The organism is Burkholderia sp. AW49-1 (genome assembly GCF_053427845.1).
Genome location: NZ_JBSAXF010000003.1, coordinates 167,037 through 191,325, shown reverse-complemented (window position 1 = coordinate 191,325; position 24,289 = coordinate 167,037). Strand labels below are relative to the sequence as shown.

Below are 24,289 nucleotides of genomic sequence, written 5' to 3'. Positions count from 1 at the left end.
CCGAGCGCAAGGAATGCGACGAAGCGAATACTCGACGTATTCGCAAGGAGCATGACGCAGCGATCGGCCCTTCTGGGGGCCAGCCCCACGAATGAATTTTTTCGGAACAGGGGAACGAGCGTTGCCGGCCGCATTGCGGCGTCGCACGTCGCTTGTTTGGCTCGGCCAAACGGCGCTCCGTGCTCCTTGCACTACGACCGGCAAGGCACGTTCGCAAGCCCGTTATTAGCGTGAACAGGCCCTAGCCTGGCACGCCGCTTGCGCACGGATCCCACCGCGCTGACGAACCCTGACGGAGCTTGCCCATGCGAACCGACGAACTCGCCGGAACGGCCCTCGACTACTGGTGCGCGCGCGCGTTGTGCGTGGACGACGAAGATACGCTGTGCTTCACGGCCGTCGAGCCGCAACTGATCGTGACCGCCGCGTGCGATGCGTTGCGGCGCCTCGACGCGCAATTCGCGCCGTCGGCGTCGTGGGCCGACGCAGGCGCGGTGCTCGATCGCGTCGGCGACCTGCGCATCGCGCGGCGCGGCGACGGCCTCGAATGCGACGCATGCTTCATCGACGGCCCGTCGACCTGCGCGGCGCGCGCGCCCGACCTGCGCACCGCGCTGCTGCGCGCATTCGTACGGGCGCGCTTCGGCAACGACGTCGATACCCCACCGTCATTCGCGCACCGGATCGAGCATGGCGCGCCGGTGCGTTACGACCCCGGGGAACCGCTTCCCGAAGCGGACGACGATCCGGCCACCGGCGACAGTTCGGACATCCGCTCAATACCGCGCATGTGACGGCATCGAACGCCGGCGCCGCCGCGCACGTGATGCAGCGACCGTACAGCGTTCATGTAAAAACGACAGGGGTATCGCACCCTGCGTCCCGCACGCACGTTGCCGCGCGGGGCGCGGCGCCGCGGGCACGCGGTTTGCGGCGCACGGCCGTTACCGTTCGCCGCCGCCCGCCCACGCTGAAGAGAGGTGAGATATTTCCAAGGGAGAACGCGCGATATTTCCGGTATGACGCGGGATGGGACGGGATCACACGGAACGGCGCTTGCAAACCACTTGCGTAGGTTGAAACAGAAATATATCTCTCTGGGGCAAGGCCCGCGAGGGCCGCGTCAGGCCGAAGGCAAGGCTCGCGAGGAGACAGTGGTCAACGGTGGAACCGCGTAGCGGTTGTCCCCGCCCTTGTGGTGGGGGCAACACCGTTGTCCACTGGCGGACGCGGGATTTACGACGACACTTGCGGACCGATCCTGCGGCACTACATCGACGGCTGCGGAGAAGTCTGAGGGGCGGCTACCTACCTGTCAAGGCAGCCTCCTCAGGCTCAATCGGTAGAAGTGGGGCTTGCAAACAGGTCGCGTTGACGAGCGGCGGTCTCCTCGCGCCGGACCGCCTTGATGATCTTGTAAATCCACTGGAGTGACACACCGAACTTCCGCGCCAGCTCGGCATGGTTGTCGCCGCGGAATTCGTCGAAAATCTGCCGATCGCGCTGAGACAGCCGGTACGACACGCCCATCGGAAAATAGATGTTCTGGCCGCCCCAGTGGCCGGCCATGCGATCGGCGATCTCGCGCCCGAGCTGGTTCGCCTGGTCGGCGCCGATATCGGCCAGCTCGATCAGGGCCTGGGCGACCTGCAGAGACAGGTCGACCAGCAGTTCCGGCCCTTTACTTTTGAACGTTTCGTCCTTCATACGGCCTCCGTCGTCCTGTCACGCCATTTTTTGAGGTGCTCAATTACACGGGATGCCTGGGCGGAACTGAGCCATTCGAGCGCGTCGACGTGCGTCATGCGCTTTACGAAAGCGCCAAGCGCTTCCTCAGACCGGTTCTGCACGACGCCCCGATCCGCCAGCTCAATCCAGATGCCGCGGATCATCTTCGATTGCTCGTCGTCCGCCTGACCGCGCACGCTCTTTTTGGAACGCACCTTAAAGCCGCAGCGCTTCAGGTGTTCCAAAACCCTTTCCAGTTCTGGAACGGTCAGGTTGGCGGCGGATTCCTTCTTTCCAATCTGCATCAGGACAGCACGGTAGCTGTCGTCGGGCATCGCAAGATCACGCTTTGCGACGTGAATCAGGCGGATGAGCTTTTGCCGAGCCTGAGGCCCGCGATCAGATTTCGAGTACATCGATGTCGTCCGCTTCGAAGGAAAATTCGTCGTATTCAACGACGCGCAGGCCGCTCGATCCATCTACCGGCGGGAACCCCTCGATGCGACCGGCGTTAAACGCATCCTTCGGAGAAATTTCCTCAACGGTGGCCGCGAAGAAGCGCGCAGCAAACAGCTTCAGAAACGCCTGGAGCGGGCCGTGCCGCTCGATGTCTGCATCACCCTCGGACCAGAATCGAACCAGCTCGCAGAGCTTCTCTTCGGTCAGGATGTTGTGATCCACATCCACCACGATCTCGTAGCTGAAGTCGTGCGTCAGCACGTATTTTTTAATGTTCGTCATGTCGTCCCTCGCCGTGCGATTGCTTTGTGTCCTGGTCGATCGCCGCACGGGTCGACGCCCATCGCATCAGGCGTCGCCGCGCAGCTCGACGATTACTTGACGGCGTCCTTCAACCCCTTGCCGGCCTTGAACTTCGGTGCTTTCGACGCAGGGATCTTGATTTCCTCGCCCGTCGCAGAGTTTCGCCCGGTGCGGGCTGCCCGCGCGCCGACGCTGAACACGCCGAATCCCGTCAGCGTCACCGTGTCGCCCTTGCGCAGCGACTTCGTAATGCCTTCGAGAACGGCTTCCAGCGCAAAGCCGGAGTCGGCTTTCGTCAGGCCCGTTTCCGCTGCCACGTGATTGATCAGGTCCGATTTGTTCATAAATGCTCCGTATGGTGGATACCGCGAGTCGCTCGCGGCCGGCGAAATTGCTCGGTGTCGCGGTTACGCGTTCGCGATGTCGAGCGGAATCTGTACGTATTGATCGGTGTCACCGACGCGCTCGTAGACGCGGACATACGATTTGCTGCCGATCACCTGGAGCGCCTCGCCGATCGCTCGCATCGCTTCCAGCCAGCGAGGATCGGTAATGTCCAGTCGGCGCAGCGCGAGCACGCGCCCGGTGTTGATCTGGCCTTCCTTGTCGGTCGCAAACGCCTGCGTCACGATCGCCTGTATCTCGGGGCGCGCATCCAGGGTCCAGTCACGAAGACACTCGTCGATCATGGATTTGGCTGCCTGCAGGCGTTCATCGAACGCGATGCGGTCCTGGATGGCGCGCTGGATGCGATAGCGGCCGTCGAACGAGTACAGCGTGACGTTGCCCTTCTTGCCACCAACTTTCGAACCGTATTCCTCCGCGGAAAGGTCGATAAAGGCGGAGATATCGCCGAAAATCCGGGCCTTCAGGTCGACGAGTCCCTTCGATCTCGCTTTGGCTTCGTCGGCCAGCTCGCGTACTAGGCGATCACGCTCGCGGTCGATCGGTTTGATCATGGTTTCGGGAATCAGGCAGCCTTTCGCGTCCTGCCAGTAACCGTTCGGAATCTGTTTCTGTTCCATGTGTTGCTCCAATTCGGTTGGTAAATGAAGGCTCGTCAGCGAGTCCACCAGCGACGTATTTCCTTGCGGCAGAGGCAGACGAGAAAGATGATTCCGATGACGATAACGACGGTGTCGCTCATATCAGGAAGCGAGTTTCATGGTCAGCACGTTCAGCCGTTCGTTCGCGTAGCGGATGGTCAGACCCGGATCGATCTGACCGAAGTCGGCGCGATGCTTCATACCCGCCAGATAGCCTTGCAACAGACTGATAGCGCTTGTGCTACTGGCGAGCTGGTCGACGAAATCAAGCTCGGCTTTGGTTGACCAGCCATGAACATGTTCGGTATTCATGCGGCGACCTCCCATGTCACGCGGACGCTCATGAAAATGACGTGGGCGAACTGCCGATTGCCAAGTCGCTGGATAGAGACACCGCCCGCACGCTCCCGCAGTACGTCGGACGACTTCGCGAGGTACGGACCGATCTGGATCGTCGGCCGGCCGCCGTCGTGGGGCGCAATCTCTTCGGTCACCACCCGGTATCCCAGGCCACGCAGCGCCCGCGCGCAAGCGTTGAGCAACGTGAGACGCGAGACGCACTCCGCGTCAAAAACCCGCGTGCCGTCAGGCAGCAGACTCCGCGGTGCGGGCGGGTTCATTTGCACAATCGCGCCCATGTCAGACCCCCTTGATCACGTCCGCAGTGACAACCGGCACGCCCAGGCCCGCGGCGAGGTTCATCGCGGCCGTCAGGAGGTTCCCAACCGCGAGCGGGTACAGCAGCGACACCGTTTCGGCACGATCGCGTCGCGTGCTGGTCATCGTGAGCCGAGCGCGCAGCGCGTCGACGCCGCTGGCGTCGATCACGTCGCCGATCGGCTTGTCGAGGCGGCCGAACTTGAACCGGAGGTATTCGTCCAGGCGCGGGCCGTCGAGCGGGGCCAGCTCGACCATTTCGCATCGCTGCACGACTTCCCGGACGTCCTGGTTGCGCTCGGACAGCTTGACCTTCAGCTCCGGCTGGCCGATCAGGATGATGGACAGCAGCTTCTTAAAGCCCATCTCCAACTCGAAGAAGCGCTTCAGGTGCTTGAGCGTCGCGATCGGCAGCGCGTGCGCCTCGTCGATCACGAGGCAATGCTGGTAGCCCGCCGCGTGGCTTTCCTTCAGCGCCTTGTGGAGCTGCGCGAAGCGGGCTTCCGGGCTGCTCTTGACCTTCTCCAGCGGGGCCACGGCGGCCATGATCGCCTCCGCGATGTGCGTCGCCTTCAGCGTCTTGCCTTTCTGGTCGTTGTCCTCCATCGCCAGAACGTACGGCTTGATGACGATGATCGGATGGCTCTCGCGCATCACGCGGTCTTCGAGGTCGCGCATCAGCGTCGTCTTGCCGCCGCCCGATTCCGCGACGACGGCCAGGAGTCCGCCATGCTTCGCGGTCTGGAACATTGCCTCGCGCACGTAGCGAATATCAGGGCTGACGAACATGTCTTCGTGCGACTGAATGTCATCCGCGAACGGGTCACGGAACAGGCCGAAGTGCTTACGTGTGGCTGGTGCGAGAACCTGTTTGCGCAGTAACATGGATTCCTCCTGGTTGAGATCGGTATTGCTGTTCGGCTGGGAGACCGGGTGGCCCGTCGTATCCGCCAAGACATCGGTCGGGTCACCCACCTTTTGCACTTCATCAAAAACACCTGAGCCCGCGTCCGACACCCCTTTGTTCTCCAGGTAGTCGAGAATTCGCTCCCGCAGGTCGAGGTCGTCGAGGCTGCGCGGCCATACGCCGTGATTCACGATTTGAGCGACCGCCGCCTGCGACAGATTCAGGTGTTCCGCAAGTTCGGCCTGCTTGATTGAGGCGCGTTGCAGAACGCTTTTCAGGACCAACATCATTGACCTCCTGCCGCTGCACGAACGAGCTGCAGCGGTTGCTGTTGACCCGCACGCGGGCCGGTAAGCTCGGCGACGATCGCGTCGAGCTGCTCTTGAGGTACGCCGTCCGGATAGCGCTGTTGCAGCCAGCGGAATCGGTCGGCGCTCCAGTCGACACCGGCAGCTTCGACAGCCGCCTTTATCTGCTTTGCCGCCTCGATTAGCGAAAGCGGCGCCAGTTCGATGCGCGGCGCAACGAGGTCGTGTTCCGTGCCGCGGCGCGGCAGGTACGTCGGAAGATCGGCTTCGTCGAGGTGCTTGTACGGGTCCAGCCGGCCGCCGAACGGCAGTTCCTTCGCCTTGCGGGCTGCTTCCGCGTCCGCACGTGTGGCGGCACCCGTGACGATCTGCTCGATCTCGGCGACCGCGTGCTGCGCGGGCGTATCGGCGTGCCGACGGTAGGTTTCGCCGATCAGCGCAGCGCTTTCGGCAAAGCCGAGTTCATTGCGCACAACGACCGGTACAACGTAGTACGTCTCGTGCCCGTCCTCGCCGGTCATGACGACCTGGGCGGCATCGCCGCGCCAAGGGTTGCGCGTGATCATCAGCTTCTCGCCGACCATGACGCCCGGCACCGACGACACGTCGTATTCGTCGCCACGGAACGACACACGCAGCTTCGGCGTGACCTTGCGGCTTTCCGGCGCAGCGACGGCCAGCTCGCGGCAGACGTCGAGCGACGGGGCCTTGATCAGCTGCTGGGCAGTGATCCGCATCCACACCTGACTGCGGGTCGCGCCATGGCGGCTATGGGTCGCGGTCGCGTTGAAGTGCATCCGCCAGCGCTTGGCGAGCGCGTTCAACTCGTCGAGGCTTGTCACCGGCTGGAACTTTAGGCCCGGCTCGAACTTGCGTTCGATGATGTTCCGCGCGTTCTCCACCTGCCCGGTAGCGCGCGCGTTGCCGACCTTGTGCACGACCAGCTCGATGCCAAGCGACCGGCACAGGTTGCGCGTCATCGCGGCCGTGTTAGCGGAACCGGCGTCGAGCATCAGGATGCGCGGCACACCATGCAGAAGGTCGGCGCCGCCGCGTTCCTGCATCGCGTTGATCAAGGTCGCGCAGAGGTTCTCGCCGGATTCGGCACCCATCACGTACTCGGTGTAAATCCAACCGCTCGCGTGGTCGGTGATTTCGTAGCTCCACACGCGATCGGCGGCGATGCGGGCGAGGTTGCGCGGCTTGTTCTTGTAGAACTCGGCGTGATCCATCACACGCAACCCGTTCGCGCGCTGATCGACGGCCGGCTTCAGGTAGTACAGAACGCACAGGCTCGCGTCGATCTGCCACACATGGTTGGGATGCTCGCTTGCCAGCTCGGTCACCGGGGCCGGCGCAAGCAATTGGTCCGGATGCACGCCGTACACTCGCAACGCACGCTGAATGGTGCTTTCCGACAGCGGCCGCAGTTCGCCCGTGGACTCGTCGAGGTACTCGGCACGGATCATCCCGTTCGCCCGCAGCGTTTCTACCGCGTCGGCGACGGAATACAGGCGCTTGCCGTTCTTCCGGGTCGACTCCATGAGCAACGCGGAAATGGTCATTGCCTCGGCGCGCGTCAACGCGCTCTGGCCGGCGTCAGCACGGCGCTTGCGCTGCGGGGTCACGGTGGCTTCCTTGAGTTTGCGCATCAGGGTTGCGATGGAAAGGCCCAGCTCGCGGCAGGCAGCGTCGTAGATCGCACGTTTGTTGCCGTGACCCGCTGCACGCGCGGCGTGCGCGATAGCCACAATGCGTTCGTTCAAGACGGCACTCATCGTCGCGAGCTCCGGGTCATTGGGTGATGTGGGCGCCGTCCGCCGATGAACCGGCGGCGGTATCACGCAGCCATTCGGGGACGTCCTCGCCGTCCGCCGCGGCCTTCACATCGAACTCGCTTCGAAGCTGGTTGAGCGACAGTTGGATTTGACCGAGCACGCCGGCCATGAAGTCGTCGTGGGGCATGCTGTGCGCCTCGGTGTGTTGCACCAGTGTCTCGAACGCCGAGCGCAGATTGCCGCGAATGATCGACTCGGCCTCGAAGGCGATCGCGCTGGTCTCCTTGCGGATTTCAGCGCCTTCCTCGTCGGGGGCGACCGGCTTGACGCGCTTTTGCTTTCCGCTCAGCTTCGCCGCGAGCTCGTCGAGCTTGCTGTTCTTGTCCGACAGCAGCCGCGATTGAGCATCAGCGTTTTCATGCGCTTCCCGAAGCGCGGCGCGCAGTTCGCGGCTAGTCATGCGGTCGATGTCATCGAGCGTCATGCCGGCGACGGTGCCGCCGTCCGCGAGCGCTGCGAGATCATCGTCGTCTTCAGCGACCAATTCGAAGAGTTTGGTTTTCCCCAAAACCGACAGCGCTGTCGCTTTTGTCTGAAGCGCCGGCGACAAATACTTCACTGCTGCCTTCATCATGCGCTGAGCCGCACGCTCATGAATTCCGAGGGCGTTTTCGACGATCACCACGAATTCCCCATGCGGCTCATTCTCTTTCAGGAGAATCAAGCGCTTTCCCGCTTCGAGCATGGCCTCAGCCGATTGAGCCATGTAGAAACGGGCCTCGTTCACGACTCGATTGCGCTCATAAGGCAGGCCGTCGCCGAATTGCTCGGCGACTATCGCCGACCGAGCCGCTAACGCGTTCGCGGCTTCGGCCATCGCAGGCAGACCGGGAGTCTGCTCGTCCGTCACAACAACAGCCTGCGGCTGCACATTCGAGGGTTTCCGTGCCATGTGCTGCTACTCCTTATCGAGGGGTGGCCAACCGAGTGGCCAGTTCATCAAGGCGATTCCGGGCAGCGTCGAGGCTGCGCGCGATCGCCATTGCGTGTTGTGCGAATCGAACCGAAGGCCGGATTCGCCCGGTCTCCGGGATGCGCTCGGCGAATCCCATCGCCTCCAGCGTCGCGACGTAGCGCGTGATGTTCGACGGTGACAGGCTCGTAGCCTTGGCGAGTTCGCCCGGTGTCAGTCCGTGCGCGAAATGGCCGAGCAGGACATTCAGAACTTCCAGCACCTTCTCGGCGGACTTCGTGGTTGCGTTCGCAGTCATTCAGCGGTCCCAAGGTCGAGTTCGGGCTGTACGTGCCGTTCGACGTTGCCGCGATGCCAAGCGAGCCCTTCCATGGCGCTCTGGATAATCGCGATCGTTTCGTCCGCGTTGGCGGCACCTGCATAGAAATCGAGCAGTTGCCCGACAGCGGCGTTGAGCGTGCGCTGCAGGACCTGCATGTCCTCGGCCGTGGCATCGCGACCGGTCGGGATGTCGATGATCAGACGGCCGGCGCTGGCCGCCACCCAGCGGGTGACAAAATCGGCGCCGCATGCTTCTTCGAACGGCCGAACCAGCGCGATCGGCATGCGCCCCGACTGGAACCACTTATAGAGGGTCCAGTGGTCAGCGAGCCCCATGTGCTCCGCGATGCGCTCGACGCTCAGGTTGCGGCGGTCGCGCGCATGCTCCTTACAAAGCTCAAGCGCGTGCCGGAGGCTATGCGGCTGAATGCGTTTCCAGTTGCGGCGGCTCATTTGGAACCTCCGCCCGCTGCGTTGTTAAACGGGTTCCAAACAAAATCCCGTTTTGCAGCTATGCAACGGCTTTGCGACTCGTAGAATCGAAAGCAGTTAATCTTCTGGTGATAAAGTTCCATGACGGACTCGAATTTCGAAGAACTGGCGGCTCGGACCGACGCAATCGGACAGACGGTTTTGCGGCTTATCGCGCAGCTCGAGGTAGACGATCGGCTCGACGGTCCGCGGTTTTCGCAGACTTTGCGGCGCGTCGCGGCTGCCCGGAGTCGTGAGCCGGAGCCGGTACACGTCCGTTGCGGCGAGGTGATGCAGCAACTGGCCCGGATGCTTGACGAGGCGCGAGCCCGCCGATGACGGGGGCGTGGACAGGAAACCCCAGGGCGTCGGTGCACATGCTCTGCCTCACGCAGCGACGCGGTGGTGGCGGATCGGCGCTAGCGCTTTTGCCGGATCCGAACAGATCTCGCCGGCCTTGATGCCGAGCTTGACGGCGATCTCGTGCGCTTGCCCGCGGACGCACTTCTTCCGGCCGCCCAGGACTTCGAAAACGAGATTGGGAGAGAATTTGTTGGCGATCGCCCACTGGGTGATCGAGATACCTTTCGATTGAAGCTCTGCGCGGGCTTCAGCGGCGGTACGCAGTTTCATAAACGCTCCGGTTAAGGGGCCGTCGGCGCTGCATTCGGTGCCGACTAGGTTGCCGTTCGTGGTGGGACGGTGTGAGTGAAGTATGGGACATAAATGTCCCATTTGCAAGGGGCTTGTGTGTCTCAAACTGTCGGGGATCGGATCAAGGCAATCCGCGGTGCTCGCGGGGTTTCCGAGTTCGCCGCCGAATTGGGCGTAAATCGAAAGACGGTGACTCGGTGGGAGGCCGATGAGGCGCTCCCAGACGGTGGATCGCTGCTTGTGCTACGGACACGTTTTGGAGCGGACCCTGGGTGGGTTCTTTCCGGAACGGGGGAAAGCCCAAGCGTGTCTACGCTGACGCCTGAGGAGCAATTGCTGCTTTCCAGATACCGTAGCAGCCCAGCGGAGCTACGCGATGCTGCATTGCGCGTGTTGCTCGGCGGCGGTGCTGAAAAGCCAGGGAAATTTGCTGGTTCGATGCAGGTGTTTCATCACGCTCCAACCGGGGACATTGCCGGGCGTGATATCAAGAAGAAAAGGTGAGTTGTGGAAACAGACGAGGCCAAGCAGGAATTTCACGGGGCGGTCGGTGATGTTGCCGGCCGTGATGTTGTCAACCATAACTACAGTCAAGGTCGGCTGCTCACTAAAACCGAGCGCGCCGATCTAAACAAACTCGTCCGGCAACTAGAAATCGAGTTCGGGACACCGGGCTGGCAAACCTGGAAGTTTCTCCACCGCACTATCGGCGTGGAGAACATTGAAACCATGTGCCTGATTCACCGCGATCCCGCCGAGACGATTCTTGGGCTGTTGCTTGATCGCGCCAAGCTGCTGCAGGCAAGCGCGAACCATGACCCTGTCGCAAAGAGCTTGATCGAACAGCTGGAAGAAAAGGCCAGCACACTTGCTGACTTGGAGACGCGGTTCAAAAAGCAAGCTGAGGCAATGCGGATCCTGCGGTCGGAGCTGACTAAGGCAGAAGGCAAAGCGAACAAGAACTTTGACAGTGCATCTCGATTGACAAATGCGACTGAGGAGCTCCAGAAGAAGCTCGAGACCAGTCAAGGACGAAATCGGGAGCTGTCAACATCCCTTGAGCAGACGAAGCAACGCCTTGCGGCGGGACGGCGAAATCTCGCCGTTCTCGCGGTGGCACTGGTGGTTGCCATGACGTGCGGCGCTATTATCTGGCGCAAAGCAAATACCTTGACGGCGGCGCTTGAGTTATTGGAGTCCAAACAATGTATGTATTCAGGAAAGCCCTACGCGATCGGCAGCGTCATCGATAACGCCAACGCGCCAGATATCGAGTGTATTGCTGATCCGAAGGGGGGGCTGCCAAGCTGGCGGCGGATCGAAAGTCCACGCAGAAGGTAACGAGGGTCACGGGTTGAGTGCGCGCCCGTGTTGGCGGCGATTTTTAAAAAAGAGGAACAACAAAAATGAAAAAGATGGCCATCAGTATGGTCACGGCACTACTCCTTTCCGCCTGCGGCGACGAACCGCCCAAGACGGTTAAGGATATCGATAGCAGTATCGTCAGCGCGGCCGAGGTTAAGGACGGTGGCAAGACCGTACTGCGAATCGTCTGGAAGCTGGCTGGTATGTCTGCGGGAGCTGACATGTCGAGCGCCGCGCTGGGTATTGAGCGGGTCATCAAAGGGATAGTCACGTATTTCCCTAACCAGCATGCAGACGAAGTTCGCATTGTTTTGAATGCCGGGATGGTGGACCGCTATGGCAACCAAAGCCGTGCCGATCTCTACGAGATTCCGTTTGAGATGAGCGAAATCCGTAAAATCAACTTTGACTCCGGCAGCTTCAGCCATTGGGCTCTCCTCAATCTGAGCGGGCAGCCCAAGTTGCTGCATCCGACTGGAATGGAGTTAATCGCGGCGTATTGCAAGGAGGAAAACAATGCCAAATATGCCGACGAATTTTGCCTGAGAGGACAGCGACTCTGACGGACGTCTTGGCGCTCGAACCTGCGATGAACTATGCTGGATGTCTCTTCGCCGAGGGACAAGGTATGCTCATCCACCCTGTAATTGCCGCGTTCGAACGCCAAGCCAAAATCCTCGACGTGACAGGCGATCGGGAAGACGCGGACGATGCAATCGCGTTGCTTGCCGGATGGATTGACCTGTCGCTTGAGCGCCTGACCGAAGCCGACGTCAGCGCCCTCGTAAGGGTCGGCGGGCTGTTGTATCGCGATGGCCTGAATCGCAGAAACGCCCCGCAGACTGACCGCTAAAGCGGATTAAAAGACCTCCCCGTGTATGCCGTCCAAGATGACGGCATATCCACTACGGGAGGTCATATGCCCTTCATCAAGCGCTTTCCGCGGCTGACGAGCTGGCTCGTCGCCGCGATCATCCTCGTTGCAGCCATCGCGCTTTTCTCGCCGCAGCAACTGCCCGTCGCACTCTACAAACTGAGTCTCGTCAGCCTCGCGGCCGTCGTCGCGTACTGGCTCGATCGCGGGCTTTTCCCGTACGCGCGCCCGGACAGCTATCTCGAACATGACTGGCGATACGGCTCGTTCGAGGTGGCAGGCGAAGCGGACTATCGCGTCGTCGCAGGCTACGAGCTGGTGTTCGCTGCGGCCATGCTTCGCCGCGCGGTGATCGTTCTCGGCGTCGTGGTTGGCGTCGCGCTGGGCCTCTGATCATGCGCGTGCTGATCGCCTTTCTCGTCGCGCTGCTCGGCGCCGCCGCGCCGGCGGCCGCGCAAGTGCCCGCCGAGGCGCTGGCGTACCGTGCCGAGCTGACGCGCAACGCACGCGCCGTCTGGGGCATGGATGCGCCGGTCTCGTCGTTCGCGGCGCAAATCCATCAGGAAAGCCGCTGGCGCGCGGACGCCGTCAGCGTCGTCGGTGCGCGCGGGATGTCTCAATTCATGCCGTCGACCGTCGATTGGATCGCCGGCGCCTATCCGGCCGAGCTGGGCGAGGCGCAGCCGTTCAACCCGTCCTGGTCGATTCGTGCGCTCGTGCGGTACGACCGGCACCTCTGGGAGCGCATCACGGCCGCCGGCGCGTGTGAGCACATGGCGATGACGCTGTCGGCCTATAACGGCGGCCTGGGCTGGGTCTATCGCGATCGGCGCGTAACGGCTGCCGGCGGTGCGGACCGGCAGCGGTGGTTCGGCCATGTCGAGCGCTTTAATGCCGGTCGGCACGCGGCCGCCTTCCGTGAGAACCGCGGCTACCCGCGCGTGATCCTGCGCACGTTTGAGCCGCGTTACGTGAAGGCCGGATTCGGGCCGGGAGCGTGTTCATGAACTTTCCTGTCCTGCTTTCACGCGGCCGGTGTGTCGCGGCGGCAGCCGGCGCCGCCGCGATCGGTGCACTGGCGGCTGGCGCGGTCGCTTTCTTCGGCGGTTACCACGCCGGGGCACTTGCCGGCGACGCGAAGGTCGCGAAGCTCGAACGCCAATACGCGGACGGCGCACGCGACGCCGTCGAACAAGCGCGCATCAAGGAACGCGCGGAGACGCAGCGCGCGGCGGCGCTCGCCGGCGACCTGTTCGCCGAGAAAGCCCGGCACGCGCTCGAATCCGACGAACTGAAACGGAGAATTGCCAGTGTCACGAGCCAATACCGCCCGGCGCCGGATGCGCCTCTTCAGGATTTGCCTCGCTGCGTGTTCACTGCCGGCTTTGTCGGCGTGTGGAACGCCGCCGCCGGCGCCGATGGTGTGCCCGCGACCGGTGCTGCCGCCGGAGCTGTTGCGCCGGCCGGTGCCGATGGCGCCCTTGATTCCGGGGTACGCCAGGACGACATCCTCGCCCACCACGTCGACGCCAGCCGCCGCAGCCGCGACATCGAATCGCAACTGAACAAGCTGATCGACTACATCGAGGGAGAAAAGCAGTGACGTTACAGGTGGAATTCTGGCAACTGGTGTCGATGCTCGCGACGTTCATCGGCCTTCTGATCGGGGCCGGCAAGGTATTGCTCGTGCAGGTCGAGCGTCACCAGTCCGAGCGCGATCAGAACCAAGAAAAGCAAATTAAGGCGGTGCTTGAGCAGATCAGCCGGCAGGCGGACAACACGGCGCGCCTGGAGCGCGATTTTCTGCGATTCCAGGCGGATCTACCGCTGCAATACGTGCGCCGCGAAGACTACGTGCGCAACCAGACCGTCATCGAAGCGAAGCTCGACGCGATCGCGCTCAGATTCGAAAACTTACAACTCCGGGGAAATCAATGACGCCCACCAATCCGCTGGGAATCGACCACGCCAAGGTGCGCCGCGAATCGCTGCGCTGGTATCTGATTCTGGCGCTGTACAACGCGCGGCCCGAGGAAGTCGTCGAGGACGTGATCCAGATGACGATGCGCTCGATCTTCGCCGACATCACGGCACTCGAAGTGCGCAAGGAACTCGACTACCTCGCCGATCGCGTGCTGGTGAAGCTGCGCAAGGAACCGTCCGGCCGCTGGTGGGGCGACCTCACGCGCTACGGCGTCGACATCGCCGAGTACACGATCGATTGCGAGCCGGGCATCGCGCGGCCGGCCAAGTACTGGAGCCAGTGACATGGGGCGCAGCAGCGGCGTGCAACGCCTGCCGAAGGCCGTGCGCGAATGGCTCGAAAGCGCGCTCGTCGAGGGCAACTTCACGGGCTACCAGGAGCTGGAGCAAACGCTTCGTGACAAGGGCTACCAGATCAGCAAGTCGGCGATCCACCGGTATGGGCAGCGTATCGAGCGGCGCTTCGCTGCGATCAAGGCGAGCACGGAGGCCGCGCGCATCCTGACCGAAGGCGCGGCCGACGACCAGGACGCACGCTCCGAGGCCGTCATCGCGCTCGTGCAGACGGAAATGTTCGAGTCCATCGTCAACCTGCAGGAAGCGACCGACGAAGACGCTGATCCGGGCGAGCGCATTGCGTTGCTGTCCAAGGCCGCGAAGAACATCGCGACGCTGGCCCGCGCGAGCGTGAACCAGAAGAAGTTCCGCCTGGAGGTCCAGGCGCGAGCGGAAGCGGCTGCGGCGGCCGTCGACAAGGTCGTCAAGAGCGGTGGCCTGTCGGACGACGCGGCTGACGCGATCCGTCGTCAGATTCTGGGGATTGCCGGATGACGATCGTCGACACCCGTGCGGATCGCGCGCCCGCCGTCCTGCTGCCGTATCAACAGAAATGGGCCGCCGACACGTCGCCCGTCAAGGTCTGCGAGAAGTCGCGGCGCGTTGGCCTGTCGTGGGGCGAAGCGGCCGATTCCGCGTTGCTGGCGGCCAGCCAGCGCGGCATGGACGTTTGGTACGTCGGTTACAACAAGGACATGGCGCAGGAGTTCATCCGGGACTGCGCCGATTGGGCCAAGTTCTACAGCCTCGCGGCCGACGAGATCGAAGAAACCGAAGAGGTGTTTCAGGACAAGGACGGCGACAAGTCGATCCTCGCGTTCGTGATCCGCTTCGCATCGGGCTTCCGCGTGACGGCGCTGTCGTCGCGTCCATCGAACCTGCGCGGCAAGCAAGGCCGCGTGATCATCGACGAAGCTGCGTTCCACGAGCAGCTCGGCGAGCTGCTGAAGGCGGCGATGGCGCTCTTGATGTGGGGTGGTCAAGTCCACATCATTTCGACGCATGACGGCGTCGACAACGCGTTCAACGAGCTGGTCACGGACGTCCGTTCTGGCAAGAAGCCGTACAGCCTGCATCGAATCACGTTCGCGGATGCGGTTCAGGACGGGCTCTACCAGCGGATCTGTTTGCGCAAGGGCGAAGCCTGGACGACCGAAGGCGAAGCCAAGTGGGTCAAGGATATTCGTGCGTCGTACGGCGCCGATGCCGAGGAGGAACTCGATTGCGTGCCGAAGAACAGCGGCGGCGCATGGCTTTCGCGCGCGCTGATCGAGTCGCGCATGTCGCCCGATACGCCGGTGTTGCGCTGGGCCTGCAAACAGGGTTTCGAGGTGCTTCCCGATCACATCCGCGCAGCCGAATGCCGCGATTGGCTCGAAGCGACGCTCGGCCCGCTGCTCGCGGCGCTCCCGGCCGACGCCCGCTCGTACAACGGCGAGGACTTCGGACGGACTGGCGACCTGACGGTCCACGTGCCGCTGATCGAACAGCAAAACCTCGTTCGCCGCGTGCCGTTCATCGTCGAGCTGCGCAACGTGCCGTTTCGGCAGCAGGAGCAGATCGCCTTCTACCTGCTCGATCGGCTTCCGCGCTTCACGGGCGGCGCCTTCGACGCGCGCGGCAACGGCCAGTACCTCGCCGAAATCGCGATGCAGCGCTACGGCGCATCGCGTATCCAGCAAGTGATGCTGTCCGAGTCCTGGTATCGCGAGCACATGCCGCCCGTGAAGGCCGCATTCGAAGACGGCACGCTCGACGGCCTTCCGAAGGATGCCGACGTTCTCGCGGACCTGCGCGCCGTGCAAGTCATCAAGGGCGTGCCGCGCATCCCGGATGTCCGTACGACCGGCCAGGACGACGGCAAGCGCCACGGCGACGCCGCTGTTGCGGTCGCGCTGGCGTATTACGCGAGCCGTGAACTGAACAAGGGGCCGGTGACCGCCAAGTCGCGGCGGCGCCGCTCCAGCGTCCGAATGACAGAGGGTTACGCATGAGCAAGGGTTTGTGGGTCAGCCCCACCGAGTTTGTTACGTTCGGCGAGCCGGACAAGTCGCTGTCGTCGCAGATCGCGACGCGTGCGCGGAGCATTGATTTCTTCGCGCTCGGCATGTACCTGCCGAATCCGGACCCGGTGCTCAAGGCGCTGGGTAAGGATATTCGCGTCTACCGCGAGCTGCGCGCGGACGCGCATGTCGGCGGCTGTGTGCGTCGCCGCAAGGCGGCCGTGAAGGCGCTCGAATGGGGCCTCGACCGAGGCAAGGCGAAGAGCCGCGTCGCGAAGTCGATCGCCGACGTCTTCGCGGACCTCGACCTGTCCCGGATCGCGACCGAGATGCTGGACGCCGTCCTGTACGGCTATCAGCCGATGGAAATCACCTGGGGCAAGGTCGGCAACTACATCGTGCCGGTCGACGTCGTCGGCAAGCCCGCCGACTGGTTCGTCTACGACCCGGAAAACCAGCTCCGCTTTCGGAGCAAGGAACACTGGGTCCAGGGCGAAGAGCTGCCGGCGCGCAAGTTCCTGGTACCGCGCCAGGAAGCGACGTATCTGAATCCGTACGGCTTCCCGGACCTGTCGATGTGCTTCTGGCCGACGACGTTCAAGAAAGGCGGCCTCAAATTCTGGGTGCAGTTCACCGAGAAGTACGGTTCGCCGATGCTGGTCGGCAAGCATCCGCGCAGCGCGTCCGATGGCGAAAAGAACCTGCTGCTCGACTGCCTTGAAGACATGGTGCAGGACGCGGTCGCCGTCATCCCGGACGATTCCAGTATCGAGATCAAGGAAGCGGCCGGCAAGACCGGTAGCGCCGACGTCTACGAACGCCTGCTGCACTTCTGCCGCGGCGAGGTGTCGATTGCCTTGCTCGGGCAGAACCAGACCACCGAGGCGACGTCGACCCGCGCATCCGCGCAGGCCGGGCTTGAGGTGACGGGCGACATTCGCGACGGCGACAAGGCAGTCGTCTGCGAGGCGATGAACATGCTGATCCGCTGGATTTGCGACCTGAACTTTGACGGCGCCGATCGGCCTGTCTTCGACATGTGGGAACAGGAGCAGGTCGACGAGATCCAGGCAGGCCGCGATGAGAAGCTCACGCGCGCCGGCGCGCGCTTTACTCCGGCGTATTTCAAGCGGGCGTACAACCTGCAGGACGGCGACCTGGACGAACGGCCGCTGCCGGTGTCGGCCATCGACGCCGTGGCTGCCGCATCCTTCGCGGAGTTCGAAGCGCCCGACCAGGACGCGCTCGACGCCGCGCTGAACGCATTGTCCGCCCGCGACCTGAATGCTGATGCACAGGCGCTGGTCGCGCCGCTTTTAAAGCGGATTGCGAACGGCGCGAGCGCCGACGAGCTGCTCGGCATGCTGGCCGAGCTGTATCCGAGCCTCGACGCGGACGCGCTCCAGGAACGTCTTGCCCGTGCGATCTTCGTCGCGAATCTCTGGGGACGTCTCCATGCCTGAAGCGGTTGATCTCGGCTACTGCATGAAGCTGCCGCCGAAGAAGGCGATCGAGTACTTGCGCAGCAAGGGTTACGAGATCACCTGGGATTGGGAAGAGCTTTGGCAGGACGCCCAGGCGAAAGCGTTCACGGTCGCCAAGGTCACGCGCCTGGACATCCTGCAGGACATTCGCAACGCGGTCGAAACCGCAATCAGCGAAGGCAAGACGCTGCGATGGTTCACGAAGGAGCTGACGCCGGTCCTGCAATCCAAGGGCTGGTGGGGAAAGCAGGAACACGTCGACCAGGAGACCGGCGAGATCACCCAGGTTCAGCTCGGCAGCCCGTGGCGCCTGCAGACCATCTACCGGACGAACCTGCAGACCGCCTACATGGCCGGCCGCTACGCCGAGCAAATGGCGAACGTCGACGATCGGCCGTACTGGATGTACGTCGCGATCCTCGACAGCCGCACGCGCCCGAGCCATCGGGCAATGAACGGCAAGGTGTTCCGTTACGACGATCCGTTCTGGCAGTCGTTCTATCCGCCGAACGGCTGGGGCTGCCGGTGCCGCGTGGTGGCGCTGTCGCACGACGAGATCATCGTGCGCGGCATCAAGGTCGAGGCGGCCGGCGACCGCCTCGGCAAGACGCTCAAGTTGGTCAACGAGAAGACCGGCGAGATGCGCGAGGTCGCGACGTTCCGCACCGTCGACCCGGTCACGCGCCGCGAAATCGTCGTGTCGCCGGACGTCGGCTGGAGCTACAACCCCGGCGCCGCGGCGTGGCAGCCTGACCTGTCTCGATACACGGGTGATCTCGGCACGATCGCCAGGAGGGAATTGCAGTGAGCGATTTCGTGAATTTCCAGATTGACGACTCGGCCCTGCGCACGCGCCTGCTCCAGCTTGAGCAGGCCGGCCATCAGAAGGCCGGCGCGATGCGCAAGATCGCGCAGGCGTTGGTGTCGGTCACCGAGGAAAACTTCGCAGCCCAGGGGCGGCCGCGCTGGCAGGCGCTGTCGGAAGCGACGATTCACATGCGCGTCGGCGGCAAGAAGGCGTACAAGAAAAACGGCGAGCTGACCTCGGCCGCGTCGCGCCGCAAGGCCGGGCTGGTCATCCTGCAGGACAGCGGGCAAATGGCCGCGAGCGTCTCGACCGATCACGACGACGATTCGGCCGTCATTGGCAGCAACAAGGAGTACGCCGCGATTCAGCAGTTCGGTGGACAAGCCGGTCGCGGATTGAACGTCACGATTCCCGCCCGGCCGTGGTTGCCGGTCACGGCCGATGGTGAGCTGCAACGTGAAGCGGTTGAGCCGGTGCTCAACACGATCCTGCGCCACTTGATGGACGCAGCGAACCGCCGCTAACCTGCCGACGATCGATCGGCCGCTGCGCGCCTCCGGACCACCCGAGGCGCGCAACGATAGCCACAGCGCCCTGACGCTGGCCCGTAAAGTTTTATAAAGGCTTTATGGGTTTGGTTCGAACCTGCCGCGCTCCCCGCATCGCGCGTATCGCTCCGGCGCAATCGTAAAGCCGATTAAAAGACCCGTTCCGTTCGCCGCCCGATGATGGGCGCCATGAACGCGAAACCACTCCACATTTTCCGGGCAGGCACGCAGACCGACATGAGCGGTCGCGTGCTTGATTTCGCCGAAACGGATCTCGCCGCGACGGCTGCTGCATACGACCCGAAGGTCCACGAAGCGCCGATCGTCATCGGCCATCCGCGCGACAACGCGCCGGCGTGGGGCTGGGTTGCATCGCTCTCCGCGGCGGCCGGCAACCTGCAGGCCGAACCCACACAGGTCGATCCCGCATTCGCCGAACTCGTCGGCGCCGGGCGCTACAAGAAGATCAGCGCCAGCTTCTACCACCCCGACTCGCCGCATAACCCGGTGCCGGGCGTCTATTACCTCCGTCACGTCGGCTTCCTCGGTGCGCAGCCGCCGGCCCTCAAGGGCCTGCGCGACGTCAATTTCAGCGACGGCAACGAAGGCGTCGTCGAGTTCAGCGACTGGGGCCAAGAACTCAATGCGGGCCTCTGGCGCAGCCTGCGCGAATGGCTGCTGACGCAATTCGGCCGGGACACGGCTGACCAAGTCATCCCCGATTGGCAAATCGAGTCGATCCGCGAAGTCGCGCGACAAGACGATGCACCGACCAGCGCATTCGCCGAGCGCGGCGCTGCAACCGTACCCACCACCACGAAGCAGGAGAAAGACGCAGTGACCCCTGAGCAAAAGGCCGCACTGGAGGCCGAAAACAACCAGCTCAAGCAGCAGCTCGCCGACGCGCAGGCGCGTGAGCGCAAGGCGGCGGACGACCGCCGCCACGGCGAGCACGTGTCGTATGCCGAGCAGCTCGTCAAGGGCGGCACGCTCGCCCCGAAGCACAAGGATGCAGTCGTCGCATTTCTCGACTTCACGGCACGTGAGCCGTTCGAGTTCGGCGAAGGCGATGCGAAGCAGCCGCTGGCGAGCGCATTCCGCTCGTTCCTCGGCGACCTGCCGAAGGTCGTCGAATTCGGCGAGCACGCAACGCGTGAGCGCGCTGGTGTGACGACGACGGGCGTCGACACCGTCGAGTACGGCGAGAACGTCGATCCGAAGCGCGCCGAGCTGGACGGCCGCATTCGCGCATACATGCGCGAGCACAAGGTCGACTACGCGGCGGCCGCAAACGCGGTGATCCGCTAACAACCGGCGAAAGCCACTGCAAAGGCCATTGAGCCAGGAGAAATGATGGGACGTCTCTCGAAACTGCGAATCGTCGACCCCGTGCTGACGAATCTCGCGATCGGCTACACGAACGCCGAATTCATCGGCCAGAGCCTGATGCCGGTCGTCGAAGTGGAAAAGGAAGGCGGCAAGATTCCGAAGTTCGGTAAGGAATCGTTCCGCCTCTACAAGACGGAACGTGCGCTGCGTGCGCGGTCGAACCGCATGAACCCGGAAGACATCGGCAGTGTCGACATCGTGCTCGACGAACACGATCTCGAGTATCCGATCGACTATCGCGAAGATCAGGAATCGGCGTTCCCCCTGGAACAGGCCGCCGTCCAGACCGCGACCGAGGCGATCCAGTTGCGCCGCGAAAAAATGGTCGCGGACCTCGCGCAGAACCCGAACAGCTACGCGGGGGGCAACAAGAAGCAACTCAGCGCGACCGAGAAGTTCACCGCGGCCAACAGCGATCCGGTCGGCGTCATCGAGGACGGCAAGGAAGCGATCCGCACGAAAATCGGCCGCCGGCCGAACACGATGGTGATCGGCGCGTCGGCCTACAAGACGCTGAAGGCCCACCCGCAGCTCATCGAGAAGATCAAATACTCGATGAAAGGCATCGTGACCGTCGACCTGCTGAAGGAAATCTTCGAGGTCGAGAACATCGCGGTCGGCGAGGCCATCTACGCCGACGACAAGGACCGCTTCACGGACATCTGGGGCGCCAACATCGTGCTCGCCTATGTGCCGCTGCAGCGCGGCGGCCAACAGCGCACGCCGTACGAGCCGTCCTACGGCTACACGCTGCGCAAGAAAGGCAATCCGGTCGTCGACACGCGCATCGAAGACGGCAAGCTCGAACTGGTGCGGAGCACGGACATCTTCCGGCCGTACCTGCTCGGCGCGGACGCTGGCTACCTGATCTCGGGCATCAACGGCTGATCGCTCGCGGCACCGAATCCCGTACTGACCACGTCTCGCCTTCGGGCGAGACCCACCCGAACGGAACATGACTCATGAAAACGCATCAACCGATCCTTACCACGTCCGTTACCGCTGTCGCCGGCCTGAACCGCTTCCAGTTCGTCGGCTTCGATGGTGGCGTGTGCGCAGCCGGCGCGAAGGCGCTCGGCGTTGCCGAAACGACCGCCGATGTCGGCGAGCAAGCGCCGGTCAACCTGCTCGGCGTCATCCTGGTCATGGCCGGCGCGCCGGTCGACGAGCATGCCGAGGTCGAGTCGGACGCAGCCGGTCAAGCCATTCCGAAGGCGACCGGCGCATCGAACGGCTACGCGCTCGATGCGGCGACGGCCGCCGGCGACGTCATCCGCATCCTGCGGGGCATTTGACGTGCGTTATTGCACGCTCGCCAACCTGAAGCTGGCCGTGCCCGAACGGACGCTCATTGAGCTGACGAACGACACGACCACCGACTACGGCGCACCGGCGCCGACGACGATCAATACCGACATCGTCGAAAGCGCCGTGCGCCAGGCGGAGGAAATCGTCGACGCCCACTTGCGCGGCCGCTACAACCTGCCGCTCTCGCCGGTGCCGACGGTCATCAAGGATGTCACGGTCAATCTGGCCCGGCACTGGCTGTATGCCCGGCGACCGGAAGGCGCCGCACTGCCGGACACCGTATCGCAGACCTTCAAGGCGTCGATGCACATGCTGGAGAAGATCCGGGACAACAAGCTGACGATCGGCGATCCGAGCGGCACGGCGACGCCCGAACCCGGCGAGATGAAGGTACGCGCGCGCCGTCGCGAGTTCGGCTCGGACCTGCTGGAGCGCTACTGATGGCGACGACGCTTGAAATGGTCGACGCCGTCGTAATGAGGCTGCGCACCAAGCTGCCGGCGCTAGTGACCGAGTACTTCCCGGAGCGCCCGGACGATTACCGGCTCAACCATGCGATCGGCGCGTTGCTGGTCAGCTATCCGGGCAGCCAGTACGACACGACTGTGGACACCGACATGGTTGTTCAGCCGCGGCGGGTGAAGTTCGCAGTCGCGATCGTGCTGCGCCAGCTCAACGGCCGTGGCGGTGCGATCGACGTGCTCGATCACGTTCGTACCGCGCTGGTGGGCTTCCGCCCGCCGGACTGCAAAAAGCTCGCGGCGGTCAGCGACAAGTTCCTTGGTGAGTCGGCCGGCTTGTGGCAGTACGTGATCGAGTTTTCGGCGGGTGCCGTGATTGTCGAGGACGCGGAGCCGAACGACGGACCGCTGTTGACGCAAGTTACCTACGAGGAGGAATCGTGAAATACCAGTACAGCGGACCTACCAGCGGCGCCACGCTGCAGGACGGCAAAGACGTCCAGGAAGTGATGCTTCATACGGGCGCAGAAGTCGAGCTGCCCGAGGACCACGAGTACACGGCGACGCTGCTCGCGATGGGCTACCTGAAGCCGGCCGCAGCGCCGTCGACCAAGCCCGCGCGCCCCAGTGTGCCGGAAGATCAACCGAAGACCACGGCAAACGCCGTGGCCGTCAAGGGAGCGTGAGCGATGGCCGCAAACTATTTGCATGGCGTCGAGACCATCGAAAAGGAAACCGGCTCGCGGCCCGTCAAGGTCGTGAAGTCGGCCGTCATCGGCCTGATCGGCACCGCGCCGATCGGGCCGGTCAATACGCCGGTGCAGTCGCTGTCCGACGTCGACGCCGCCCAGTTCGGGCCGCAGCTCACGGGTTTCACGATCCCGCAAGCGCTCGACGCGGTCTACGACTACGGCAGCGGCACGGTGATCGTGATCAACGTGCTCGATCCGGCGGTACACAAGAGCAACGCGCCGAGTGAGCCCGTCACGTTCGACGCGGCAACCGGCCGCGCAAAGCTCGCGCATCCGGCCGCGGCGAATCTGGTGCTGAAGAACGATTCGGGCAGTGCGACGTACGCTGAAGGGACCGATTACGCCGTCGACCTGATCAACGGCATCATCACGCGGATCAAAACCGGCACGATTCCGGCTGGTGCGACGGCGGCCAAGGCGACGTACGACTACGCGGACCCGACGAAGGTCACGGCCGCGGACATCATCGGCGCCGTGAACGCGGCCGGCATGCGTACTGGGATGAAGGCGCTGAAGGATACGTACAACCTGTACGGCTATTTCTCGAAGATCCTGATCGCGCCGGCGTACTGCACACAAAACTCCGTCTCGGTCGAGCTGGAGGCGATGGCCGTCCAGCTCGGGGCGATCGCTTACATCGATGCGCCGATCGGCACGACGCTCGCGCAGGCGCTGGCCGGCCGAGGGCCGGCGGGCACGATCAATTTCAACACGTCCAGCGACCGCGTACGCCTCTGCTATCCGCACGTGAAGGTCTACGACGCCGCGACCAACGCGGAACGCCTGGAGCCGCTCTCGTCGCGCGCCGCGGGCCTGCGAGCACGCGTTGACCTGGACAAGGGCTACTGGTGGTCCAGCTCGAATCAGCAGCTCGTCGGCGTCACGGGCGTTGAGCGGCCGTTGTCGGCAATGATCGACGATCCGCAATCGGACGTGAACATGCTCAACGAACAGGGCATCACGACCGTGTTCAGCTCGTACGGCTCGGGCTTGCGCCTGTGGGGCAACCGGTCTGCTGCATGGCCGACCGTGACGCACATGCGCAACTTCGAGAACGTGCGGCGCACCGGCGACGTCATCAACGAATCGCTGCGGTATTTCAGCCTGCAATTCACCGACGCGCCGATCGATCAAGGGTTGATCGACTCGCTCGTCGAGTCGGTGAATGGCTTCGGCCGGAAGCTGATCGGCGACGGTGCGCTGCTCGGCTTCAAGGCATGGTTCGATCCGGCCCGCAACCCGAAGGAGGAACTCGCGGCCGGCCATCTTCTCATCAACTACAAGTACACGGTGCCGCCGCCGCTCGAACGCCTGACGTACGAGACCGAGATCACCTCGGAGTACTTGCTCACCCTGAAGGGAGGTAACTGATC

36 protein-coding genes and 1 pseudogene are annotated in these 24,289 nt (G+C 63.4%); 24 read left to right on the top strand and 13 right to left on the bottom strand.

What is annotated here, in order from left to right; all coding sequences use genetic code 11:
* The first annotated feature begins 305 nt into the window (after positions 1-305).
* Positions 306-794 carry a phage protein NinX family protein gene (locus ACV22W_RS07495; RefSeq protein ID WP_448018594.1) on the top strand — a complete coding sequence of 163 codons (489 nt, stop codon included), beginning with the start codon at positions 306-308 and terminating at the stop codon, positions 792-794.
* Between the two features lie 541 nt (positions 795-1,335).
* Here ACV22W_RS07495 and ACV22W_RS07490 read toward each other — a convergent pair.
* The 12 genes from ACV22W_RS07490 to ACV22W_RS07435 form a co-directional block, all read right to left on the bottom strand.
* On the bottom strand, positions 1,336-1,707 hold the full coding sequence (locus tag ACV22W_RS07490) for a Mor transcription activator family protein (protein WP_448018593.1): 372 nt from the start codon (positions 1,705-1,707) through the stop codon (positions 1,336-1,338).
* Positions 1,704-2,144, bottom strand: coding sequence for a gp16 family protein (locus ACV22W_RS07485; RefSeq protein WP_448018592.1), 441 nt, complete (start codon positions 2,142-2,144; stop codon positions 1,704-1,706). The genes ACV22W_RS07490 and ACV22W_RS07485 overlap by 4 nt, the downstream gene beginning before the upstream one ends.
* Positions 2,128-2,469, bottom strand: coding sequence for a DUF2528 family protein (locus ACV22W_RS07480; RefSeq protein ID WP_234461145.1), 342 nt, complete (start codon positions 2,467-2,469; stop codon positions 2,128-2,130). Before ACV22W_RS07480 ends, ACV22W_RS07485 begins: the two co-directional genes overlap by 17 nt.
* 92 nt (positions 2,470-2,561) lie before the next feature.
* Positions 2,562-2,834 carry an HU family DNA-binding protein gene (locus tag ACV22W_RS07475; protein ID WP_448018591.1) on the bottom strand — a complete coding sequence of 91 codons (273 nt, stop codon included), beginning with the start codon at positions 2,832-2,834 and terminating at the stop codon, positions 2,562-2,564.
* Between the two features lie 63 nt (positions 2,835-2,897).
* A complete protein-coding gene (locus tag ACV22W_RS07470) occupies positions 2,898-3,515 on the bottom strand; it encodes a DUF3164 family protein (RefSeq protein ID WP_200524650.1) in 618 nt (205 codons plus the stop codon).
* Between the two features lie 123 nt (positions 3,516-3,638).
* On the bottom strand, positions 3,639-3,848 hold the full coding sequence (locus ACV22W_RS07465) for a hypothetical protein (RefSeq protein ID WP_448018590.1): 210 nt from the start codon (positions 3,846-3,848) through the stop codon (positions 3,639-3,641).
* A complete protein-coding gene (locus ACV22W_RS07460; RefSeq protein ID WP_448018589.1) occupies positions 3,845-4,174 on the bottom strand; it encodes a hypothetical protein in 330 nt (109 codons plus the stop codon). Before ACV22W_RS07460 ends, ACV22W_RS07465 begins: the two co-directional genes overlap by 4 nt.
* A gap of 1 nt (position 4,175) precedes the next feature.
* A complete protein-coding gene (locus tag ACV22W_RS07455; protein WP_448018588.1) occupies positions 4,176-5,390 on the bottom strand; it encodes an AAA family ATPase in 1,215 nt (404 codons plus the stop codon).
* Positions 5,387-7,186 carry a DDE-type integrase/transposase/recombinase gene (locus tag ACV22W_RS07450; protein WP_448018587.1) on the bottom strand — a complete coding sequence of 600 codons (1,800 nt, stop codon included), beginning with the start codon at positions 7,184-7,186 and terminating at the stop codon, positions 5,387-5,389. The genes ACV22W_RS07455 and ACV22W_RS07450 overlap by 4 nt, the downstream gene beginning before the upstream one ends.
* A 16-nt stretch (positions 7,187-7,202) precedes the next feature.
* On the bottom strand, positions 7,203-8,138 hold the full coding sequence (locus tag ACV22W_RS07445; RefSeq protein ID WP_448018586.1) for a DUF3102 domain-containing protein: 936 nt from the start codon (positions 8,136-8,138) through the stop codon (positions 7,203-7,205).
* A 13-nt stretch (positions 8,139-8,151) separates the two neighbouring features.
* Positions 8,152-8,457: a helix-turn-helix domain-containing protein gene (locus tag ACV22W_RS07440; RefSeq protein WP_205785098.1), complete on the bottom strand. Its 306-nt coding sequence runs from the start codon at positions 8,455-8,457 to the stop codon at positions 8,152-8,154.
* Complete coding sequence (locus ACV22W_RS07435) at positions 8,454-8,933, bottom strand: hypothetical protein (protein WP_325097147.1); 480 nt, start codon at positions 8,931-8,933, stop codon at positions 8,454-8,456. Before ACV22W_RS07435 ends, ACV22W_RS07440 begins: the two co-directional genes overlap by 4 nt.
* A 120-nt stretch (positions 8,934-9,053) precedes the next feature.
* Between ACV22W_RS07435 and ACV22W_RS07430 the strand changes: the two genes are divergently transcribed.
* The gene (locus ACV22W_RS07430) at positions 9,054-9,290 is read left to right on the top strand and encodes a hypothetical protein (protein ID WP_448018585.1); all 237 of its coding nucleotides are present in this window, start codon (positions 9,054-9,056) and stop codon (positions 9,288-9,290) included.
* A 48-nt stretch (positions 9,291-9,338) separates the two neighbouring features.
* On the opposite strand, the gene ACV22W_RS07425 is transcribed toward ACV22W_RS07430, so the two are convergent.
* On the bottom strand, positions 9,339-9,584 hold the full coding sequence (locus ACV22W_RS07425) for a DNA-binding protein (protein ID WP_325097149.1): 246 nt from the start codon (positions 9,582-9,584) through the stop codon (positions 9,339-9,341).
* 93 nt (positions 9,585-9,677) lie between these two features.
* Between ACV22W_RS07425 and ACV22W_RS07420 the strand changes: the two are divergent.
* From ACV22W_RS07420 to ACV22W_RS07315, 22 genes and pseudogenes are all read left to right on the top strand, one after another.
* Positions 9,678-9,869, top strand: a pseudogene (locus ACV22W_RS07420) (helix-turn-helix domain-containing protein); the annotation flags it as partial.
* A gap of 42 nt (positions 9,870-9,911) precedes the next feature.
* The gene (locus ACV22W_RS07415; protein ID WP_325097150.1) at positions 9,912-10,109 is read left to right on the top strand and encodes a hypothetical protein; all 198 of its coding nucleotides are present in this window, start codon (positions 9,912-9,914) and stop codon (positions 10,107-10,109) included.
* A 3-nt stretch (positions 10,110-10,112) separates the two neighbouring features.
* Entirely contained in the window at positions 10,113-10,946 is an 834-nt protein-coding gene (locus ACV22W_RS07410) for a hypothetical protein (protein ID WP_448018584.1), read from the top strand.
* A 65-nt stretch (positions 10,947-11,011) separates the two neighbouring features.
* The gene (locus ACV22W_RS07405; RefSeq protein ID WP_325097152.1) at positions 11,012-11,533 is read left to right on the top strand and encodes a hypothetical protein; all 522 of its coding nucleotides are present in this window, start codon (positions 11,012-11,014) and stop codon (positions 11,531-11,533) included.
* 26 nt (positions 11,534-11,559) lie between these two features.
* Positions 11,560-11,823 carry a hypothetical protein gene (locus tag ACV22W_RS07400; protein WP_325097153.1) on the top strand — a complete coding sequence of 88 codons (264 nt, stop codon included), beginning with the start codon at positions 11,560-11,562 and terminating at the stop codon, positions 11,821-11,823.
* 66 nt (positions 11,824-11,889) lie between these two features.
* Complete coding sequence (locus ACV22W_RS07395) at positions 11,890-12,237, top strand: putative holin (protein WP_060340152.1); 348 nt, start codon at positions 11,890-11,892, stop codon at positions 12,235-12,237.
* A gap of 2 nt (positions 12,238-12,239) precedes the next feature.
* On the top strand, positions 12,240-12,851 hold the full coding sequence (locus tag ACV22W_RS07390; RefSeq protein ID WP_448018583.1) for a transglycosylase SLT domain-containing protein: 612 nt from the start codon (positions 12,240-12,242) through the stop codon (positions 12,849-12,851).
* Positions 12,848-13,447 carry a hypothetical protein gene (locus tag ACV22W_RS07385; protein ID WP_448018735.1) on the top strand — a complete coding sequence of 200 codons (600 nt, stop codon included), beginning with the start codon at positions 12,848-12,850 and terminating at the stop codon, positions 13,445-13,447. Before ACV22W_RS07390 ends, ACV22W_RS07385 begins: the two co-directional genes overlap by 4 nt.
* Positions 13,444-13,782 (top strand): hypothetical protein, encoded by a 339-nt coding sequence (locus ACV22W_RS07380; protein WP_200524630.1) that lies wholly within the window; start codon positions 13,444-13,446, stop codon positions 13,780-13,782. Before ACV22W_RS07385 ends, ACV22W_RS07380 begins: the two co-directional genes overlap by 4 nt.
* Complete coding sequence (locus tag ACV22W_RS07375; RefSeq protein ID WP_006485389.1) at positions 13,779-14,111, top strand: hypothetical protein; 333 nt, start codon at positions 13,779-13,781, stop codon at positions 14,109-14,111. Before ACV22W_RS07380 ends, ACV22W_RS07375 begins: the two co-directional genes overlap by 4 nt.
* Position 14,112: 1 nt before the next feature.
* A complete protein-coding gene (locus ACV22W_RS07370) occupies positions 14,113-14,658 on the top strand; it encodes a DUF3486 family protein (protein WP_059598248.1) in 546 nt (181 codons plus the stop codon).
* Positions 14,655-16,157, top strand: a complete 1,503-nt coding sequence (locus ACV22W_RS07365; protein WP_448018582.1) for a terminase large subunit domain-containing protein — start codon at positions 14,655-14,657, stop codon at positions 16,155-16,157. The genes ACV22W_RS07370 and ACV22W_RS07365 overlap by 4 nt, the downstream gene beginning before the upstream one ends.
* Positions 16,154-17,629 carry a DUF935 domain-containing protein gene (locus tag ACV22W_RS07360; protein WP_448018581.1) on the top strand — a complete coding sequence of 492 codons (1,476 nt, stop codon included), beginning with the start codon at positions 16,154-16,156 and terminating at the stop codon, positions 17,627-17,629. The genes ACV22W_RS07365 and ACV22W_RS07360 overlap by 4 nt, the downstream gene beginning before the upstream one ends.
* Entirely contained in the window at positions 17,622-18,458 is an 837-nt protein-coding gene (locus ACV22W_RS07355) for a phage head morphogenesis protein (protein WP_325097159.1), read from the top strand. Before ACV22W_RS07360 ends, ACV22W_RS07355 begins: the two co-directional genes overlap by 8 nt.
* Positions 18,455-18,982, top strand: coding sequence for a phage virion morphogenesis protein (locus tag ACV22W_RS07350; protein ID WP_448018580.1), 528 nt, complete (start codon positions 18,455-18,457; stop codon positions 18,980-18,982). Before ACV22W_RS07355 ends, ACV22W_RS07350 begins: the two co-directional genes overlap by 4 nt.
* A gap of 213 nt (positions 18,983-19,195) precedes the next feature.
* On the top strand, positions 19,196-20,314 hold the full coding sequence (locus tag ACV22W_RS07345) for a peptidase (RefSeq protein ID WP_448018579.1): 1,119 nt from the start codon (positions 19,196-19,198) through the stop codon (positions 20,312-20,314).
* 45 nt (positions 20,315-20,359) lie between these two features.
* Positions 20,360-21,283 (top strand): major capsid protein, encoded by a 924-nt coding sequence (locus ACV22W_RS07340; RefSeq protein WP_325097162.1) that lies wholly within the window; start codon positions 20,360-20,362, stop codon positions 21,281-21,283.
* 74 nt (positions 21,284-21,357) lie between these two features.
* Positions 21,358-21,690: a DUF2190 family protein gene (locus ACV22W_RS07335; RefSeq protein ID WP_325097163.1), complete on the top strand. Its 333-nt coding sequence runs from the start codon at positions 21,358-21,360 to the stop codon at positions 21,688-21,690.
* A 1-nt stretch (position 21,691) separates the two neighbouring features.
* Positions 21,692-22,144, top strand: a complete 453-nt coding sequence (locus ACV22W_RS07330; RefSeq protein WP_448018578.1) for a gp436 family protein — start codon at positions 21,692-21,694, stop codon at positions 22,142-22,144.
* On the top strand, positions 22,144-22,608 hold the full coding sequence (locus ACV22W_RS07325; protein ID WP_325097165.1) for a Gp37 family protein: 465 nt from the start codon (positions 22,144-22,146) through the stop codon (positions 22,606-22,608). The genes ACV22W_RS07330 and ACV22W_RS07325 overlap by 1 nt, the downstream gene beginning before the upstream one ends.
* The gene (locus ACV22W_RS07320; RefSeq protein WP_448018577.1) at positions 22,605-22,850 is read left to right on the top strand and encodes a hypothetical protein; all 246 of its coding nucleotides are present in this window, start codon (positions 22,605-22,607) and stop codon (positions 22,848-22,850) included. The genes ACV22W_RS07325 and ACV22W_RS07320 overlap by 4 nt, the downstream gene beginning before the upstream one ends.
* A 3-nt stretch (positions 22,851-22,853) precedes the next feature.
* Entirely contained in the window at positions 22,854-24,287 is a 1,434-nt protein-coding gene (locus ACV22W_RS07315) for a phage tail sheath subtilisin-like domain-containing protein (RefSeq protein WP_448018576.1), read from the top strand.
* The last annotated feature ends 2 nt before the right edge of the window (positions 24,288-24,289 follow it).

Excerpts from the sequence above, each read along its gene's own strand:
- ACV22W_RS07495 (WP_448018594.1), top strand. The coding sequence starts at position 306 with ATGCGAACCGACGAACTCGCCGGAACGGCCCTCGACTACTGGTGCGCG.
- ACV22W_RS07490 (WP_448018593.1), bottom strand. The coding sequence starts at position 1,707 with ATGAAGGACGAAACGTTCAAAAGTAAAGGGCCGGAACTGCTGGTCGAC.
- ACV22W_RS07485 (WP_448018592.1), bottom strand. The coding sequence starts at position 2,144 with ATGTACTCGAAATCTGATCGCGGGCCTCAGGCTCGGCAAAAGCTCATC.
- ACV22W_RS07480 (WP_234461145.1), bottom strand. The coding sequence starts at position 2,469 with ATGACGAACATTAAAAAATACGTGCTGACGCACGACTTCAGCTACGAG.
- ACV22W_RS07475 (WP_448018591.1), bottom strand. The coding sequence starts at position 2,834 with ATGAACAAATCGGACCTGATCAATCACGTGGCAGCGGAAACGGGCCTG.
- ACV22W_RS07470 (WP_200524650.1), bottom strand. The coding sequence starts at position 3,515 with ATGGAACAGAAACAGATTCCGAACGGTTACTGGCAGGACGCGAAAGGC.
- ACV22W_RS07465 (WP_448018590.1), bottom strand. The coding sequence starts at position 3,848 with ATGAATACCGAACATGTTCATGGCTGGTCAACCAAAGCCGAGCTTGAT.
- ACV22W_RS07460 (WP_448018589.1), bottom strand. The coding sequence starts at position 4,174 with ATGGGCGCGATTGTGCAAATGAACCCGCCCGCACCGCGGAGTCTGCTG.
- ACV22W_RS07455 (WP_448018588.1), bottom strand. The coding sequence starts at position 5,390 with ATGATGTTGGTCCTGAAAAGCGTTCTGCAACGCGCCTCAATCAAGCAG.
- ACV22W_RS07450 (WP_448018587.1), bottom strand. The coding sequence starts at position 7,186 with ATGAGTGCCGTCTTGAACGAACGCATTGTGGCTATCGCGCACGCCGCG.
- ACV22W_RS07445 (WP_448018586.1), bottom strand. The coding sequence starts at position 8,138 with ATGGCACGGAAACCCTCGAATGTGCAGCCGCAGGCTGTTGTTGTGACG.
- ACV22W_RS07440 (WP_205785098.1), bottom strand. The coding sequence starts at position 8,457 with ATGACTGCGAACGCAACCACGAAGTCCGCCGAGAAGGTGCTGGAAGTT.
- ACV22W_RS07435 (WP_325097147.1), bottom strand. The coding sequence starts at position 8,933 with ATGAGCCGCCGCAACTGGAAACGCATTCAGCCGCATAGCCTCCGGCAC.
- ACV22W_RS07430 (WP_448018585.1), top strand. The coding sequence starts at position 9,054 with ATGACGGACTCGAATTTCGAAGAACTGGCGGCTCGGACCGACGCAATC.
- ACV22W_RS07425 (WP_325097149.1), bottom strand. The coding sequence starts at position 9,584 with ATGAAACTGCGTACCGCCGCTGAAGCCCGCGCAGAGCTTCAATCGAAA.
- ACV22W_RS07405 (WP_325097152.1), top strand. The coding sequence starts at position 11,012 with ATGAAAAAGATGGCCATCAGTATGGTCACGGCACTACTCCTTTCCGCC.
- ACV22W_RS07400 (WP_325097153.1), top strand. The coding sequence starts at position 11,560 with ATGAACTATGCTGGATGTCTCTTCGCCGAGGGACAAGGTATGCTCATC.
- ACV22W_RS07395 (WP_060340152.1), top strand. The coding sequence starts at position 11,890 with ATGCCCTTCATCAAGCGCTTTCCGCGGCTGACGAGCTGGCTCGTCGCC.
- ACV22W_RS07390 (WP_448018583.1), top strand. The coding sequence starts at position 12,240 with ATGCGCGTGCTGATCGCCTTTCTCGTCGCGCTGCTCGGCGCCGCCGCG.
- ACV22W_RS07385 (WP_448018735.1), top strand. The coding sequence starts at position 12,848 with ATGAACTTTCCTGTCCTGCTTTCACGCGGCCGGTGTGTCGCGGCGGCA.
- ACV22W_RS07375 (WP_006485389.1), top strand. The coding sequence starts at position 13,779 with ATGACGCCCACCAATCCGCTGGGAATCGACCACGCCAAGGTGCGCCGC.
- ACV22W_RS07370 (WP_059598248.1), top strand. The coding sequence starts at position 14,113 with ATGGGGCGCAGCAGCGGCGTGCAACGCCTGCCGAAGGCCGTGCGCGAA.
- ACV22W_RS07365 (WP_448018582.1), top strand. The coding sequence starts at position 14,655 with ATGACGATCGTCGACACCCGTGCGGATCGCGCGCCCGCCGTCCTGCTG.
- ACV22W_RS07360 (WP_448018581.1), top strand. The coding sequence starts at position 16,154 with ATGAGCAAGGGTTTGTGGGTCAGCCCCACCGAGTTTGTTACGTTCGGC.
- ACV22W_RS07355 (WP_325097159.1), top strand. The coding sequence starts at position 17,622 with ATGCCTGAAGCGGTTGATCTCGGCTACTGCATGAAGCTGCCGCCGAAG.
- ACV22W_RS07345 (WP_448018579.1), top strand. The coding sequence starts at position 19,196 with ATGAACGCGAAACCACTCCACATTTTCCGGGCAGGCACGCAGACCGAC.
- ACV22W_RS07340 (WP_325097162.1), top strand. The coding sequence starts at position 20,360 with ATGGGACGTCTCTCGAAACTGCGAATCGTCGACCCCGTGCTGACGAAT.
- ACV22W_RS07335 (WP_325097163.1), top strand. The coding sequence starts at position 21,358 with ATGAAAACGCATCAACCGATCCTTACCACGTCCGTTACCGCTGTCGCC.
- ACV22W_RS07325 (WP_325097165.1), top strand. The coding sequence starts at position 22,144 with ATGGCGACGACGCTTGAAATGGTCGACGCCGTCGTAATGAGGCTGCGC.
- ACV22W_RS07315 (WP_448018576.1), top strand. The coding sequence starts at position 22,854 with ATGGCCGCAAACTATTTGCATGGCGTCGAGACCATCGAAAAGGAAACC.